Raw genomic sequence first — 13,800 nt, 5'->3', positions numbered from 1 at the left:
AGATGTCGCAAGAGGTCCCATGGATAATTCACAAGACCGGGAACTCCCCGAACTCAATGCCAACGCAAAAGAGAGTCTCGAGCCTGTTGCCCAGACGCCTCGTATTACAGACCTTAGTAGCCCGGACTATTACATCAACAGGGAGCTGAGCCATTTGCAGTTCAACCGTCGTGTGCTTGAACAGGCATTGAACGACGACCACCCCTTGATTGAACGCCTCCGGTTCCTGCTGATTTATAGCTCGAACATGGATGAATTTTTTGAAATCCGTGTTGCTGGCCTGATGCAACAGGTAGAGTTTGCCCGCGAGCAAGTGGATTTGGATGGCCTGCGCCCCCAAGCGGTTCTGAAAGAGATCAGCCTTCAGGCCAAGGAAAATGTTCAGCTGCAATATGAAATTCTGAACGACAAACTACTGCCTCGTCTGGCCAAGCAGGGCATTCGATTTATTCGGCGTAACCAGTTGAACGACAAGCAGAAGGCCTGGATCAAGCGCTTCTTCTACAACGAAGTCATGCCCATCATCAGCCCTATTGGACTGGACCCGGCTCATCCCTTCCCGAGACTGACCAACAAACTGCTCTGCTTTATTGTCGCAATGGAAGGCAAAGACGCTTTTGGTCGTGAAACAGGTATGGCTATTATTCCTGCGCCAAGATCTTTACCCAGGGTCGTAGAACTGCCTGAAGAGGTCTGTGACAAGGGTGGCAGGAATTATGTATTTTTGTCGTCTATCATCCATTTGCACATGCAGGATCTGTTCCCGGGTATGACCATCAAAGGTTGTTACCAGTTCCGGCTGACCCGAAACAGTGATCTGGACCTTGAAGATGAAGTGGAAGATCTGGCCAAGGCCCTGCAGGGTGAATTACTCTCCCGCCGCTACGGTGAGGCAGTGCGCCTTGAAGTTGTGGATAACTGCCCACAGCCGCTGGTTGATTTCCTACTGAAAGAATTTGGCCTGACGGAAGATGAACTCTACCGCGTCAATGGTCCGGTCAACCTGACCCGCATGATGTCAGTATGCAACGAAACGTCACCAGAGTTTGATCACCTGACCTTCCCCAGCTTTACACCCAGCTACCCGAAGGTACTGCAAGCCCGAAGCTCCCGTTCTGTTAATATGCTGGATGCTATTCGTAAGTCCGATATTCTATTGCATCATCCCTTCGAATCCTTCACTCCGGTTGTGGATATGCTGCGCCAGGCAGCCACTGATCCGAATGTTCTGGCAATACGTCAGACGTTGTACCGCACCGGAGCACGCTCCGAAATGGTCGATGCTCTGGTAGAAGCGGCCAGGAAAGGTAAAGAAGTCACGGTTATCGTGGAAATTCGAGCCCGTTTTGACGAAGAAGAAAACCTTGCACTGGCAAGAAGACTTCAGGAAGCTGGGGCGGTTGTTGTTTACGGAGTGGTTGCCTATAAAACCCACGCCAAACTGATTCTGATTGTTCGTCGGGAAGGCAAAAAGATCCAGCGGTACGCACACCTGGGCACCGGTAACTACCATGCGGGAAACGCACGACTCTACACCGACTACAGCCTGCTCACCTGCGACAAGGATATGACTAACGATGTTCGCAAGATTTTTCAGCAGCTGACAGGTATGGGCAAGGCTGTGCGTGTGCGCAAACTTTTTCATGCGCCCTTCACGCTCAAGAAAAGCCTGATTGAACTGATCAATCAGGAAGCTGTTAATGCCAGAGAAGGCAAAGCGGCCCGTGTGATCATCAAGGTAAACTCACTGACCGAAAGCCAAATGATCAAGGCTCTCTACCGGGCTTCTCAGGCTGGGGTAGAAATTCATCTGATCATACGTGGCATCTGCTGTCTGAGACCCGGCATTCAAGGACTGTCTGAAAATATTCAGGTGCGTTCTATTGTGGGCCGTTTTCTTGAGCACACCCGCATTTTCTACTTTGAGAACGATGGAAATTCCAGAGTGTACTGCTCCAGTGCCGATGGTATGGTTCGTAATCTGGATATGCGTGTTGAAACTTGCTTCCCCATTGAAGAACCGAAGCTGGCAGCACGAGTGAAGAAAGAGCTGGAACTTTACCTGTCAGACAATACCCGCAGCTGGCAGTTGCAGAGTGATGGTCAATATCTTCAGAACAAACCATCAAGGGGCCAACGTCGCAGAAATGCCCAGAGAAGGTTGCTGGAAACACTGGCAAACTACACTCACTGATTCACAGACAGGGATCCGGGACAAGGTGGGTTTTGTCCTGAATCCATCAATCAACACGCTTTCATAACACTCGATGTTCAAAGCAAGGCATTTGCTTCCTGATCTCCTGCAGTGCTTTTATATTCAGTTCAGTGGTCAAAACACAGGGAGTATTATCGGCTTCTGCCAAGACTTCACCCCAGGGTGAAATAATCATGCTATGTCCCCAGGTTTCTCTCTTATTGGGATGAGTCCCCCCCTGGTTAGCCGCCAGGACATAACAATGGTTCTCGATGGCACGAGCCCTTAATAATGGCTCCCAGTGGGCCTGTCCTGTCACCCTGGTAAATGCTGAAGGTACGGTAATGATTTCTGACTCCCTGACTCTCAGTTCTCGATAAAGCTCTGGAAAACGAACGTCGTAGCAGATAGTCAGGCCTGTTCTGGCAAATTCCATATCCACTACATTCAAATCATTGCCCGGCGAATAGTCATCGGATTCCCTGTAACGACGAGTGCCGTCCGATACATCGGCATTAAACAGATGAATCTTGTCGTAGCGAGTGATTTCATGACCCTGGGGGTCATAAACAAAGCAGGACGCCCTGCTATTCTCTCCTTCATTGACGACACAGGGAATAGAACCACCTACCAGCCAAGCCCCATATTGACGGGCAATGCGGGACATCCAGTTTCTGACCACACTGGTATTATTGCCCAAAGCGGGAATATCCCCCCCCAACTGGGCAAAACATTCAGGCAGCACAAGGATGTTGGCTGATGACTCCATTCCTGAAAGAAGATCCTCTGCCTGCTTTAGATTGGCTTGAACATCAGGTCCGGAACACATTTGGACCACAGCAGCGGTGACTGCTTTACTCATAGGCTTTCCCCTCTGCCATAGATTAACTTCTCCAGTGTAATAGATATGACACCCTCTGAGTGAACTCATCACTCCCGGAGGGGCGAGCTTACAATGATAAGAGCTGCCCAAGTGGCTGCCGCCACTACCAGAGGTGTAGCAATGTCAAGACCCGCGCCAATTATCCTCTCCCAGGCACTCTCAGGATAATCAAAAGACTTCTTGTCTTTCGCTGCCTTTATCACATTTCGCATTGCTGATAGGCCAGACACAACCCATCCACTGAGAATGAATCAGCTTTTGCTGATCTTTTCGATGGGCTTTGAGTCGGATACTTTGACGCATTTTTGAACCTGTCTCGCTGCATGGCATTATGCTATTTTAGTCGCAAACAGCAAGGCTAAAGCCTAATACTGGTCAGACCCGCCTCTCAAGAAGCGAATTTTCACCAGCGTTCAGATCAGATTAAGCGAAATTTACTTAAGAAAATGTTGCCAGTTGTTAACCAAGTGCCGTTTATTGGCTTTACCAAACGATACCCTGGCTCGCTGCTGTTTGTACAATCTCAACCCTGTTGATAAAAACAAGAGATGATCTCAATCTATGTGTCTGATTACCCTGTCCTGGCAACCGGATACCGAGTACCCGCTGATTCTGGTCGCCAACCGCGATGAATTCTATGAGCGGCCAGCAAAAACCGTTCACTTTTGGGAGGACAATCCGGAGATTTTTGGTGGCCGGGATTTAGAAGCCGGAGGCAGCTGGCTGGCTCTGAGTTGCAGAGGCAGAATAGCCGCCATCACCAACTATCGGGAATGGCCCCTTCAACCGGGAGCTCTGTCCCGTGGTCATCTGGTGAGTAATTTTTTAAATAGTAACCTATCACCCAAAGAATACCTGAACAAGATTCATCATAAAGCCGATCATTACTCTGGCTTTAACCTGCTGGTCGGCGATTCCAGCGGTCTGTACTACTATTCCAATCGAATGGGCAGTGTTGTTTCATTAAAGCCCGGCTTCCACGCCCTAAGCAACCACCTCTTGAACAGCCCCTGGCCCAAGCTGGAAAAAGTAAAGCAGGGATTGGCTCAGCATGTTGAACATCACCGGAAACCCGAGCCTGAAGCACTGATTTCTATGATGCACGATGACTCAAAAGCACCCGATGACCAACTACCCAATACCGGTGTGAGTCAGGAGCAGGAAAAGTTTTTATCCAGCTGTTTTATAGCCAGCGAACAATATGGAACACGAAACACCAGTGTTCTGATTCTCGACAGGCAGGGTTCTCTCAGCTGGACTGAGCAAATCTATCTGCCTCATGGACAAACCGGGAAAAAACGCCAGCTCTCAATGGCATTTCCAGTATCATGGCAACCCGCCGCGAGATCGGTCAACCTAAAAAATGACCACAAAGCAGCCAAAAACAGCTAACTTTCATAACACATGGTTTGTCTCTATTCCTTTCAGAAGATCTGGAACATTGCTTTCAGCAGCTTCCGCAAAGTGTCGTATCCGCAGTTAATTCGTAGTGAGAAGTAAGGAGTATAAGATGAGATTACAAGCCCCTATCCGACTTTATAAGTCCCTGCTGGCCGCACTGATGCTGTTCTTCTCGATGACCCTGCAGGCCGATGGTTGGCATCAAATAGGCGAGAAACATATCATCCCTTCTCAAGACACGGCAACCATCAAAATCTCTTCTGACAACGGGGACATTCCCTACAAAACTGTGAAATTTCATATCACTCAGGGTAGTTTGAAAATCCGTTCTGCCAAGGTACATATGAGTGATGGACAAGTGATAGACCTGAGTGTCCAGAAGCTTATGCTACCGGGACTGGAAACCCGGGGCTTCCCGATTCCTGACCATGGCCGCTCTATTAAAAAAATTGTACTTTATATTGAGGCTCCCCTCGATCACTCATCCAATGTAGTTGTTTATGGTATCAAAGCAGACACTTCTGAAAAGAAATCCTAGTGCAGCCGAGCTGTCACCCGCATGCGGGGTCTGTCAGCGAGTCAGACCATGGAAGGTTTGTCGGAGCGGTAGGCATAGCCAGACAATCAGGTTTTGTTTTCTGAGCTTGAGTGCGTAGCTTCAATGGGTTTGACCCGTTCTAGCTGGAAAAGCGTTTACTCTTGATGCCCATCACTTTACCGAGCCCCTCCCGACAGAGGGCCAACTCCAGAGTGCTCCGGATCAGATGAGAATTGTCCAGCGTCATCACATCCTCCAGAATCTCTCTGGCTCTTTCCAGAGTGATTTTCCTGAGCGCCCACTTCACCTTAAGCAAGTTGGTGGCACTCATGGACAGCATGTCAAACCCCATAGCCAGAAGTAGAACGGAAGCTACGGGGTCACCGGCCATTTCACCACAAATACCGACGGTTCGGCCTTCTTTATGACAATCTTCGACCACTTTTCGAAGCGCCTGCAAAACCGCCGGATGAAAAGAATGATATAAATCAGCCACCCTGGGATTATTACGATCCACCGCCAGAAGATATTGCGTGAGGTCATTGGAACCGATCGACATGAAGTCCACACTCTGGGCCAGTTCACGAACCTGATAGACGGCAGCAGGAACCTCAATCATGACTCCGACCGGAGGCATCACGACCGGCAAGCCTTCGGCTGACACTTCGCCGTGAGCCCTATGGATAAGATGCTGTGCGTCTTCTACTTCAAAGACACTGGTTACCATTGGCAGCATGATTCGAAGATTATCCAGTCCAACACTGGCTTTGAGCATCGCCCGGATTTGAACCAGAAATATTTCCGGATGATCCAGGGTTACCCTGATACCACGCCACCCTAAAAAGGGGTTGTCTTCTTCAATGGGAAAATAGGACAGCGCCTTGTCCCCACCCACATCCAGCGTACGCATGGTGACCGGTCTGGGTGCAAAGGCTTCAAGCTGCTGGCGATAGATTTTTTCCTGTTCTGCTTCGCTGGGGAATCGTTCCTTGAGCATAAAAGGAACTTCGGTACGATAAAGACCGACACCTTCCGCGCCCCGATCCAGGGAACGAACCGTATCAGTCATAAGGCCGGTATTGACCCACAGTGGTAACCGGTGGTTGTCCAGAGTGACACAGGGCAGATCGCTGATCGTTTCCAGCCCTTTACTGAATTCTTTTTCTTCTTCAACAACGGCCTGATAATGTTCCAGCAGTTCCCTGGAAGGTGAGGCATAAACCAACCCAAGGTTACCATCAACAATCAGCTGCTTGCCGGACATCTTGTGATAGGGCAAATCAACGGCCCCCATCACTGTAGGAATACCCAGAGCCCTGGCCAGTATGGCCGCGTGGGAATTGCTTGAGCCCTGTATAGAGACAAGACCCGCCAACTTATCCCGGGGAACATCTGCCAGCATACTGGCTGTCAGTTCTTCACTGATCAGAATGGTTTGATCAGGGTAGGTTATGCACTCATGATCGTGTTGCTGAATACTGGCAAGAACCCGACGACCCAAGTCTTTGACATCAACAGCACGCTCACGCATGTAAGCGTCGTCCATCATTTCAAAATTACGGACGTGCTCGTTTATAACCTGCCTGAGTGCTCCCGGTGCCCAGTTACCCTGTTTCACCCGGTTTCTGATTTCCAACCCCAGTGCATTGTCGTCCAGCATCCGAAGATAGACATCAAATAACGCCTGCTCTTCTGCCGGCAGATGGCCAGAGAGCTTTTCGGCGGTGGCCTTCATTTCCGAACGGACCGATTCCAGAGCCAGATCCAAAGACTCCAGCTCTTTCTTGATGTCGTGGCAGGTTCGATCAGGAACAGCCCCTAAATCAGCGACCGGAGAAACGACAACGGCTTCACCAATAGAAACACCGGTTGCGCCGGGCGTCCCCTGAAAGCGAGCTGTTTTCTGAGTATTGACTGTAACATGCAGGGAACCAGTGGCCTCAGCATGGGCAATAACACCTGCTAGCTGGGCAGACATGGTGACCAGGAAAGCTTCTTCATGCTCGTCAAAACGGCGTTGTTCTTTTTGCTGAACCACCAGTACACCCAGGATCATCCGATGATGAATGATGGGAACCCCAAGAAAAGCATGAAACTTTTCTTCACCGGTTTCCTTGATGTAACGGTATTTAGGGTGGGAAGAAGCTGTTTTCAGGTTGATGGGCTCCTCTCTAAGACCCACCTGACCCACAAGACCTTCGGATTGGGATAAACGGGCGACACCGACAGCCTTTTTATTGAGGCCTTCTGTCGCCATCAATGTATAGATAGCCTTTTCAGCGTCGTAGAGATAGACAGAGCAGACTTCAGTACTAATGGCCTCACGAACCCGCTGCACAATGATATCCAGCGCAGCCTGCAAATTCGAGGCGGCACCGACTTCCTGTACAATCGAACGCAGGGTGTTCAGCATGGTGACTTAGTCCAGTCTACTTATCAGTCTCCTGAGTCTGCTATCTCAAAATAACAGACGCCCGATTCTGTTGTTTACTTTAAAACGGTTTTCCATGTCGTGACTGTCAGAAACAGGCTTCCATCACGCAAGTGCAAGGATAGCACTTGATTGAATATTGTCTGAGCCTTTGAAGCTGATGCCAGTATTGAACATCGTCTCAGTGTCAAAAGTCATGACTCTTTATTCGCTTGCAGGTGTCCTATTCGGGGAGCCAGCTCGCGCAAAGCACGGCGATAAACCTCCCTTTTGAATGAAACGACCTGTCCCAGGGGATACCAATAGCTGACCCATCGCCAGCCATCAAACTCGGGTGATCCTGTATGATCCACACTAACCTCGTCATCACTGCTCAGCAGCTTGAGCAGAAACCATTTCTGTTTTTGCCCAATACAAAGCGGATGCTGGTCTCGACGAACCAGTCTTCTGGGCAGGCGATAACGCAGCCAGCCACGAGTGCACGCCAGAACTTCTACGTCTTCCGGCTGAAGCCCAATCTCTTCATACAGCTCGCGATACATGGCTTCCTCAGGGCTTTCATCATCATTTATACCCCCCTGGGGAAACTGCCATGCTTCCTGTCTGATTCGCCTGGCCCAAAGAACCTGCCCGTGATGATTAGCGAGGATTATGCCCACATTAGGCCTGAATCCATCTGTATCAATCACTTAAGCGACTACCTTAAACTATCTATTACTTTGCATTGTTTCATAAAGCGCTGTAAAACAGCAATCAGGATCTGCGCAATCAGGATGCCACTTTTGCTTTCCTGAAAAGATCATGAACAGCCACTGGGGAGATTTTCGTAGTACAATCACCCCTCGTTTTTCAGCAGTGCAGTCTGGCAGGAGTATTTGTGGCTCTGGCAATTTTTGATCTTGATAACACCCTGATAGCCGGTGACAGTGACTATCTATGGGGACAGTTCATGGCCAATGAAGGCATAGTGGACGCTGCCCGCTTTCATGATGGCAATGATCATTTCTACCGTCAGTATGAAGCGGGTACGTTGGTTCTTAGTGAATACCTTGACTTCTGTCTTGAGCCACTAACCCATTACACTCTGGACGAACTTAAAGTCTGGCATGACCAATTCATGGAGCGGATCATTCGTCCCATTATGCTGGAAAAAGCTGCGAACCTTCTGAAAAAACACCGGGACCAGGGGGATCACCTGATGATCATAACCGCCACCAGCCGATTTGTTACCGAGCCTATTGCCAAAGCCTTTGATGTCGACACTTTACTGGCCATAGAGCTTGAGATTGAAGATAACCGCTACACAGGAAAAGTGGTCGGCACACCGACTTTTCAGGAAGGAAAGGTGATCCGTCTTAAGCAATGGCTACAGGAAAACCCGGAATATTCTCTGACAGGCAGCTGTTTCTATAGTGATTCAAAAAATGACCTGCCCCTGCTGGGCCAGGTGGATCACCCTTTCGCTGTTGATTCTGACCCTGAACTGACCGCAGTTGCTGCTGAGAAAGGATGGCCAGTCATCAGTCTCAGATAAACCGGATTTATTCTTTAAGAACTGTCCGTTTCTATGCTTTATTTAAGAGGTATCAGCAACTTGTCCTCTTCACTGCTGATACCTCCAGAGCAGATGCACCATACCCGGCCACCTGCTCACAATGATTAAAAAAAGCGGAGAAACCATGGACAGATCCCACTTCTACGCATTGATGGAAGGTGAAGGTAAACTGGACTACGAAGTTTATCTCAACACTCCACAAATTCTTAAAGCTCAGAAGCCCATGGCTGATCTTTGTAATAAAGATGAACTGATGTTTCAGGTCGTTCACCAGGTCGAAGAACTCTGGATGAAACTGATCGGTTACACACTACTGGACATCGATGATTACCTTCAGGAAACCCATACTCGCCGAGTCATCACCCTGTTCCAGAGAGTCAACAAAACACTGGACATGATGACCAGCCAGCTGCATCTGCTGGAAAGCATGTCGCCAAAAGAATATCAGGAAATCAGGCTGCAACTGGGCAATGGTAGCGGGCAGGAATCCCCCGGATTCAGAACCCTGCTGAAAATGCCCCCCTTCCTCTGGGAGAGTTATAAAAAACATTACCTCAACCAGAAAGGGCTGACGCTGGAAAAGATCTATAACTCACAATACACTCACTGCGAAGCCTATGTTGTGGCAGAAGCCCTCACCGAATTTGATGAACAGTTTCAGGCTTTCCGTATTCATCACCTTAAGCTGATCTACAGAACCATCGGCATGGGAGCCAAGTCTTTAAAAGGCCGCTCTGTAGAGCTTTTGCAAAAGGGCATTCAACACCGCTTCTTCCCCGAACTCTGGGATATCCGTGGCGCAATGACCGATGCCTGGGGCGGAGAATACGGTGTAAAAAGAGACAACTTGGGCAACCAGAAAAAAGCTGCTCATGACAACTGATATTCAAAAGCTTTTCCATCGACCGGAGCGGGGTGTCTATCTTCTGAACCATTCGGTTGGCTGTCTGCCCATCACCGCCAGCGCCGCTTTGCAGAGTCACTTCCTGGAACCCTGGAAACAGCAGGGCAGTAACGCTTGGGGACAATGGCTCGATAACCTGACCCGATTCAATTCTGCTCTGGCCATTCTGCTGAACGGTAAAACCCGGCAGTTTTGCCCACAGACCAACCTCTCAAGTGCACTGACAAAAATAGTAGGTTCGCTGCCATCGGCACCTTCTGACAGTCATGTTTTACTGTCAGAGCGAGACTTTCCTTCTATGGGATTTGTGATCCAGACCCTGTGTGATCGTTTCGGACTCAGGCCCCGCTTCGTACCCCATGAAGCTGACCTCACAGACCTGAACCGTTGGGATGAAATGCTGTCCGACGATGTCTGGCTGGCTTTTATCACTCATGTTCAGTCCAATGACAGCCTGCGCCTGCCTGTGTCTGACATCACAGAACTGACCAAAAGGAAGTCGATTATTTCAGTCGTAGATATCGCCCAGTCAGCCGGAGTTGTTCCCATTGACCTCAAACTCTGGCAGGCCGACTTCGTGATCGGTTCCAGTGTTAAATGGCTGTGTGGTGGACCTGGCAGTGGTTATCTCTGGGCCAGTGATGACATCATCGAACAATGCAGGCCTATGGATCTCGGCTGGTTTTCTCACCAGGACCCCATGGCGTTTGATATTCATCACTTTAACTATGCGGATGACGCGAGACGATTTACCGGAGGAACTCCTTCCATAATGCCTTTTACCGTCTCTGCAGAGAGTATCCGAACTCTGAGTCATATCGGTACCGAAAGGATTTTCCAACATAATCAGAAGCTGATTGATCGCATGATCGCTCGGATTAATCAAGGAGAGATTCGCTCTCCATTGCAGGGAAATCGTCGAGGAGGCACCCTGGCCATCTCATTTACAGATAACCAGAAAGCGATGAAAGCCATGCATGGTGCTGACATATTCTGCGATCAAAGATCCGAAGGCCTGCGTTTTTCACCTCACATCTACAATACGGAGGAAGACGCAGACCAACTGGTTGCAGTGATTAACCGGCTGAAATGCTAATCAGACTCGGGTCACCCGGGCAATGATCGCCTTGATGTACTCTGTCTCCGGTATGGCAGGCAGAACAGGGTGATCGGGGCCCTGGTGGCCTTGCTCGATGATTTGCAAATTACGATCAATATGGCGGCTGCCCGCTCTCAGAGCATCAAACAGTGAATCTTTTTGAAGATGCATGGAACAGGAACAGGACACCAAAATGCCATCCTTTTCCAGCAACCTCATGGCCAATTCATTAATACGGCGATAGGCCTGTTCACCCGCTTTGGTATCCTTGCGTTTCTTGATAAAGGCCGGTGGATCAACAATCACGACGTCGAACTTCTCACTTTCATCCCTCAGAGTTCTCAGAGTCGTGAAAGCATCGCCATGGATAGACTCAACACGATCGGCAAGACCATTAAGCCCGGCATTTTCATGGACCAGGTCTAACGCTTGTTCAGAAGCATCCACACAGGTGACCTGGCTGGCACCAAAAGCCGCACATTGAACGCCCCAGCCTCCGACATAACTGAAAACATCCAATACTTTCTTAGCATTGACGTAGTGACGCAAACGTCCACGGTTTAAACGATGATCGAAGAACCAGCCCGTTTTCTGACCTTTCATGACGGGCGCCCTGAACATGACACCATTCTCTTCCAGTTCGACTTTTTCCGGCATTTCGCCATAAGCCACTTCTACATACTCAGGCAGCTTTTCCAGCTGTCGACCGGTCCCGTCATTTTTCAAAAGAATACCTGAGGGCTTGAGCACCTTGACCAGAGCATCAACAATGTCGTCCCTGACCGCTTCCATACCAGCGGTGGACATCTGGGCAACAACATGATCACCAAAACGATCAACCACCAGTCCCGGTAAACCATCACTGTCGCCAAAGACCAGACGGTAGAAGGGTTTATCGAACACTCTCTCCCTCAGACTCAACGCCACCTGAATACGATGCACCAGCAGTGAACGATCAAGAACATATTTGCTGTCTCGGCTGACCAAGCGGGCACAGATCAGACTGTTTGGGTTGATATAGCCCGTACCCAAGACTTTGCCTTCAGCACTTTCGATACTGATCAGTTCTCCCGTTTCGAAGTTTCTCAGGGGAGAAGTCTGAGTATCGACTTCGTTGCTGTAGATCCAGAGATGACCAGCTTTCAATCTACGATCAGCCCGGTTCTTGAGGCGGAGAGTTTGTAACGTCATGGAGTGACTACCAGAGCGGCAAGAGGGAAAAAGGAAAGAGCGCATTATAAGGGTTCAGAGCGTTTCGGTCATGCCGGGATGTTTGTCACTCTTTGCCGACAATTGTTAGTGGATGGCCTATCAATGCTTTTCTTAAACTGAAGAAAAGAGGCTACTGATAAGTGTTTTTCCCTGAAATACCAACGAAAAAGCGAACAAACACGCTGGTAAGTCGCAAAAAATCGACAGACATACGAATGGGTTACAAGTTGATCAATCTTTACTCTGCAACTTATTAACTGGTTGCCTGGAGTCTGACGGGGCAGATGTCGTCCGACGGACTCCTCTGGGAGTAATGACTATGAGAGCACGTCTTCAAGAGAGCCTGGCTGAAATGCTTCTGGGATTTAATGATCTGGAAGATCTTGAGCAGATTAAGTCTCTGGTAGAATCCGCCAATAAAGGATCAGCCTCCGGTGCCAACCACTTTGTCGAGCACTCCGGTCAGGCTGTTCAGCCACAGGACCTGAAAAGCTTCCTTCGTATCTATCCGATGGCACAGGCTCTGGTCGCCATGGTTCGCCATTACGAACTCAACAAAGAGACGGATACTCTTAAGGTCGTTCTCGAATCGCTGCTGGAAGACCTGGAAGAAAGAGAAGCCAACGAAACAATTCACTGATAAGAGACCCAAAGACTGTTCATTCAGCTCAGGCTTTTTATTCAGCTCAGGGTTGTTTGTTAAGCTCAGTGCTGTTTATTCTAATAAAGAATACCTGAACTGAATCAGTGAGGCGTAAGCATGTTGACTCTGTCAAAGGAAAACAGGCGCCAACTCAGCAAGGACGGCTATACGGTCATTCCTGATGCTGTTCCCCAGTCCCTGTGTGATGACGCCATCGATTTAATCACACAATTTCTCGATATTGATCTCTGCAACCCCCAAAGCTGGTACGAAAAAGATCTGGGTTACAACGGCCTTGTGCCCGTTCACCAGCACCAGAGCCTCTGGAATATAAGACAGCACCCTAATATTCACGCCCTTTTCACACAACTCCTTGGCACCGAAAAACTCTGGGTTCGAATGGATAGACTGTCCTTCAAGCCCCCTTCTCTTGATCCCGAAACGGACCAGCTAAAAAGTCATATCCATCTCGACTTTCCGGCTGAAAAACTAACATCGTTGCGCTTGCAGGGCATTCTCTATCTAACCGAGACCAGAAAAAATCAGGGAGCATTCTGCTGCGTGCCCAGCCTTTTCAAAAAAGATGAGGTTCTTAAACACCGCGAAAGTCTCTGGTTTTCTGAAGAGGAGCTGAGTGAACATCCGATCGAACCTATAGAAGGCGAGGCAGGTTCACTGATTATCTGGGACTCAGGACTCCCTCATTCTGGCATGCTGAATATTTCGGACAAGCCCAGGCTGGCAGTCTATATTTCTATGTTTCCGGCAGGCTTGGAAGAGACGGCTGAGGAACGCATAGAACTCTGGCAGGAAAAAAGAGCACCAAAAAAGTGGCGGGGCTTAAACCATCAACAAGACCCTGAACCAGGAGAGCCTGCCCGGCTCACTGAACTGGGCAAAAAACTGTTGGGGTTGGAGGAATACACCTGACCGTCCCGGC

Annotated in this window: 13 protein-coding genes; 8 read left to right on the top strand and 5 right to left on the bottom strand. The window is 49.2% G+C overall.

The window, feature by feature from the left end:
* Positions 1 to 19 precede the first annotated feature (19 nt).
* Positions 20 to 2,194: a polyphosphate kinase 1 gene (gene ppk1, locus KBW69_RS06680; protein WP_257280368.1), complete on the top strand. Its 2,175-nt coding sequence runs from the start codon at positions 20 to 22 to the stop codon at positions 2,192 to 2,194.
* A 61-nt stretch (positions 2,195 to 2,255) separates the two neighbouring features.
* Here the strand turns inward: ppk1 and KBW69_RS06675 are convergent, their stop codons facing one another.
* Positions 2,256 to 3,056 carry a carbon-nitrogen hydrolase family protein gene (locus tag KBW69_RS06675; protein WP_257280367.1) on the bottom strand — a complete coding sequence of 267 codons (801 nt, stop codon included), beginning with the start codon at positions 3,054 to 3,056 and terminating at the stop codon, positions 2,256 to 2,258.
* 189 nt (positions 3,057 to 3,245) lie between these two features.
* Positions 3,246 to 3,380 carry a hypothetical protein gene (locus KBW69_RS06670; protein WP_257280366.1) on the bottom strand — a complete coding sequence of 45 codons (135 nt, stop codon included), beginning with the start codon at positions 3,378 to 3,380 and terminating at the stop codon, positions 3,246 to 3,248.
* 258 nt (positions 3,381 to 3,638) lie between these two features.
* Between KBW69_RS06670 and KBW69_RS06665 the strand changes: the two genes are divergently transcribed.
* Both KBW69_RS06665 and KBW69_RS06660 read left to right on the top strand, forming a co-directional pair.
* Positions 3,639 to 4,469, top strand: coding sequence for an NRDE family protein (locus KBW69_RS06665; RefSeq protein ID WP_257280365.1), 831 nt, complete (start codon positions 3,639 to 3,641; stop codon positions 4,467 to 4,469).
* Between the two features lie 118 nt (positions 4,470 to 4,587).
* The gene (locus KBW69_RS06660) at positions 4,588 to 5,016 is read left to right on the top strand and encodes a hypothetical protein (RefSeq protein WP_257280364.1); all 429 of its coding nucleotides are present in this window, start codon (positions 4,588 to 4,590) and stop codon (positions 5,014 to 5,016) included.
* A gap of 139 nt (positions 5,017 to 5,155) precedes the next feature.
* Here the strand turns inward: KBW69_RS06660 and ptsP are convergent, their stop codons facing one another.
* Together ptsP and rppH are read right to left on the bottom strand one after the other, a co-directional pair.
* Positions 5,156 to 7,429, bottom strand: coding sequence for a phosphoenolpyruvate--protein phosphotransferase (gene ptsP, locus KBW69_RS06655; protein WP_257280363.1), 2,274 nt, complete (start codon positions 7,427 to 7,429; stop codon positions 5,156 to 5,158).
* A gap of 212 nt (positions 7,430 to 7,641) precedes the next feature.
* Positions 7,642 to 8,136 (bottom strand): RNA pyrophosphohydrolase, encoded by a 495-nt coding sequence (gene rppH, locus KBW69_RS06650; protein ID WP_257280362.1) that lies wholly within the window; start codon positions 8,134 to 8,136, stop codon positions 7,642 to 7,644.
* A 188-nt stretch (positions 8,137 to 8,324) separates the two neighbouring features.
* On the opposite strand from rppH, the gene KBW69_RS06645 reads away from it, so the two are divergent.
* From KBW69_RS06645 to KBW69_RS06635, 3 genes are all read left to right on the top strand, one after another.
* Entirely contained in the window at positions 8,325 to 8,981 is a 657-nt protein-coding gene (locus KBW69_RS06645; RefSeq protein WP_257280361.1) for an HAD family hydrolase, read from the top strand.
* A gap of 145 nt (positions 8,982 to 9,126) precedes the next feature.
* A complete protein-coding gene (locus KBW69_RS06640) occupies positions 9,127 to 9,885 on the top strand; it encodes a tryptophan 2,3-dioxygenase family protein (protein WP_257280360.1) in 759 nt (252 codons plus the stop codon).
* Positions 9,875 to 11,002, top strand: coding sequence for an aminotransferase class V-fold PLP-dependent enzyme (locus KBW69_RS06635; protein WP_257280359.1), 1,128 nt, complete (start codon positions 9,875 to 9,877; stop codon positions 11,000 to 11,002). Before KBW69_RS06640 ends, KBW69_RS06635 begins: the two co-directional genes overlap by 11 nt.
* On the opposite strand, the gene KBW69_RS06630 is transcribed toward KBW69_RS06635, so the two are convergent.
* The gene (locus tag KBW69_RS06630; protein ID WP_257280358.1) at positions 11,003 to 12,196 is read right to left on the bottom strand and encodes a class I SAM-dependent rRNA methyltransferase; all 1,194 of its coding nucleotides are present in this window, start codon (positions 12,194 to 12,196) and stop codon (positions 11,003 to 11,005) included. It abuts the gene before it with no gap.
* A 340-nt stretch (positions 12,197 to 12,536) separates the two neighbouring features.
* Here KBW69_RS06630 and KBW69_RS06625 point away from each other — a divergent pair, with 340 nt between their 5' ends.
* Both KBW69_RS06625 and KBW69_RS06620 read left to right on the top strand, forming a co-directional pair.
* The gene (locus tag KBW69_RS06625) at positions 12,537 to 12,857 is read left to right on the top strand and encodes a hypothetical protein (RefSeq protein WP_257280357.1); all 321 of its coding nucleotides are present in this window, start codon (positions 12,537 to 12,539) and stop codon (positions 12,855 to 12,857) included.
* A 120-nt stretch (positions 12,858 to 12,977) separates the two neighbouring features.
* A complete protein-coding gene (locus KBW69_RS06620) occupies positions 12,978 to 13,790 on the top strand; it encodes a phytanoyl-CoA dioxygenase family protein (RefSeq protein ID WP_257280356.1) in 813 nt (270 codons plus the stop codon).
* Positions 13,791 to 13,800 lie beyond the last annotated feature (10 nt).

It is taken from the genome of Endozoicomonas sp. ISHI1, assembly GCF_024606225.1.
GTDB lineage: Bacteria > Pseudomonadota > Gammaproteobacteria > Pseudomonadales > Endozoicomonadaceae > Endozoicomonas_A.
This window is presented reverse-complemented; position numbering and strand designations above follow the sequence as displayed.

What these genes read in the sequence shown, in the direction of transcription:
- KBW69_RS06625 (WP_257280357.1), top strand. Translation starts at nt 12,537, where the DNA reads ATGAGAGCACGTCTTCAAGAGAGCCTGGCTGAAATGCTTCTGGGATTT.
- KBW69_RS06640 (WP_257280360.1), top strand. Translation starts at nt 9,127, where the DNA reads ATGGACAGATCCCACTTCTACGCATTGATGGAAGGTGAAGGTAAACTG.
- KBW69_RS06630 (WP_257280358.1), bottom strand. Translation starts at nt 12,196, where the DNA reads ATGACGTTACAAACTCTCCGCCTCAAGAACCGGGCTGATCGTAGATTG.
- KBW69_RS06620 (WP_257280356.1), top strand. Translation starts at nt 12,978, where the DNA reads ATGTTGACTCTGTCAAAGGAAAACAGGCGCCAACTCAGCAAGGACGGC.
- KBW69_RS06670 (WP_257280366.1), bottom strand. Translation starts at nt 3,380, where the DNA reads ATGCGTCAAAGTATCCGACTCAAAGCCCATCGAAAAGATCAGCAAAAG.
- KBW69_RS06675 (WP_257280367.1), bottom strand. Translation starts at nt 3,056, where the DNA reads ATGAGTAAAGCAGTCACCGCTGCTGTGGTCCAAATGTGTTCCGGACCT.
- KBW69_RS06635 (WP_257280359.1), top strand. Translation starts at nt 9,875, where the DNA reads ATGACAACTGATATTCAAAAGCTTTTCCATCGACCGGAGCGGGGTGTC.
- ptsP (WP_257280363.1), bottom strand. Translation starts at nt 7,429, where the DNA reads ATGCTGAACACCCTGCGTTCGATTGTACAGGAAGTCGGTGCCGCCTCG.
- KBW69_RS06660 (WP_257280364.1), top strand. Translation starts at nt 4,588, where the DNA reads ATGAGATTACAAGCCCCTATCCGACTTTATAAGTCCCTGCTGGCCGCA.
- KBW69_RS06665 (WP_257280365.1), top strand. Translation starts at nt 3,639, where the DNA reads ATGTGTCTGATTACCCTGTCCTGGCAACCGGATACCGAGTACCCGCTG.
- ppk1 (WP_257280368.1), top strand. Translation starts at nt 20, where the DNA reads ATGGATAATTCACAAGACCGGGAACTCCCCGAACTCAATGCCAACGCA.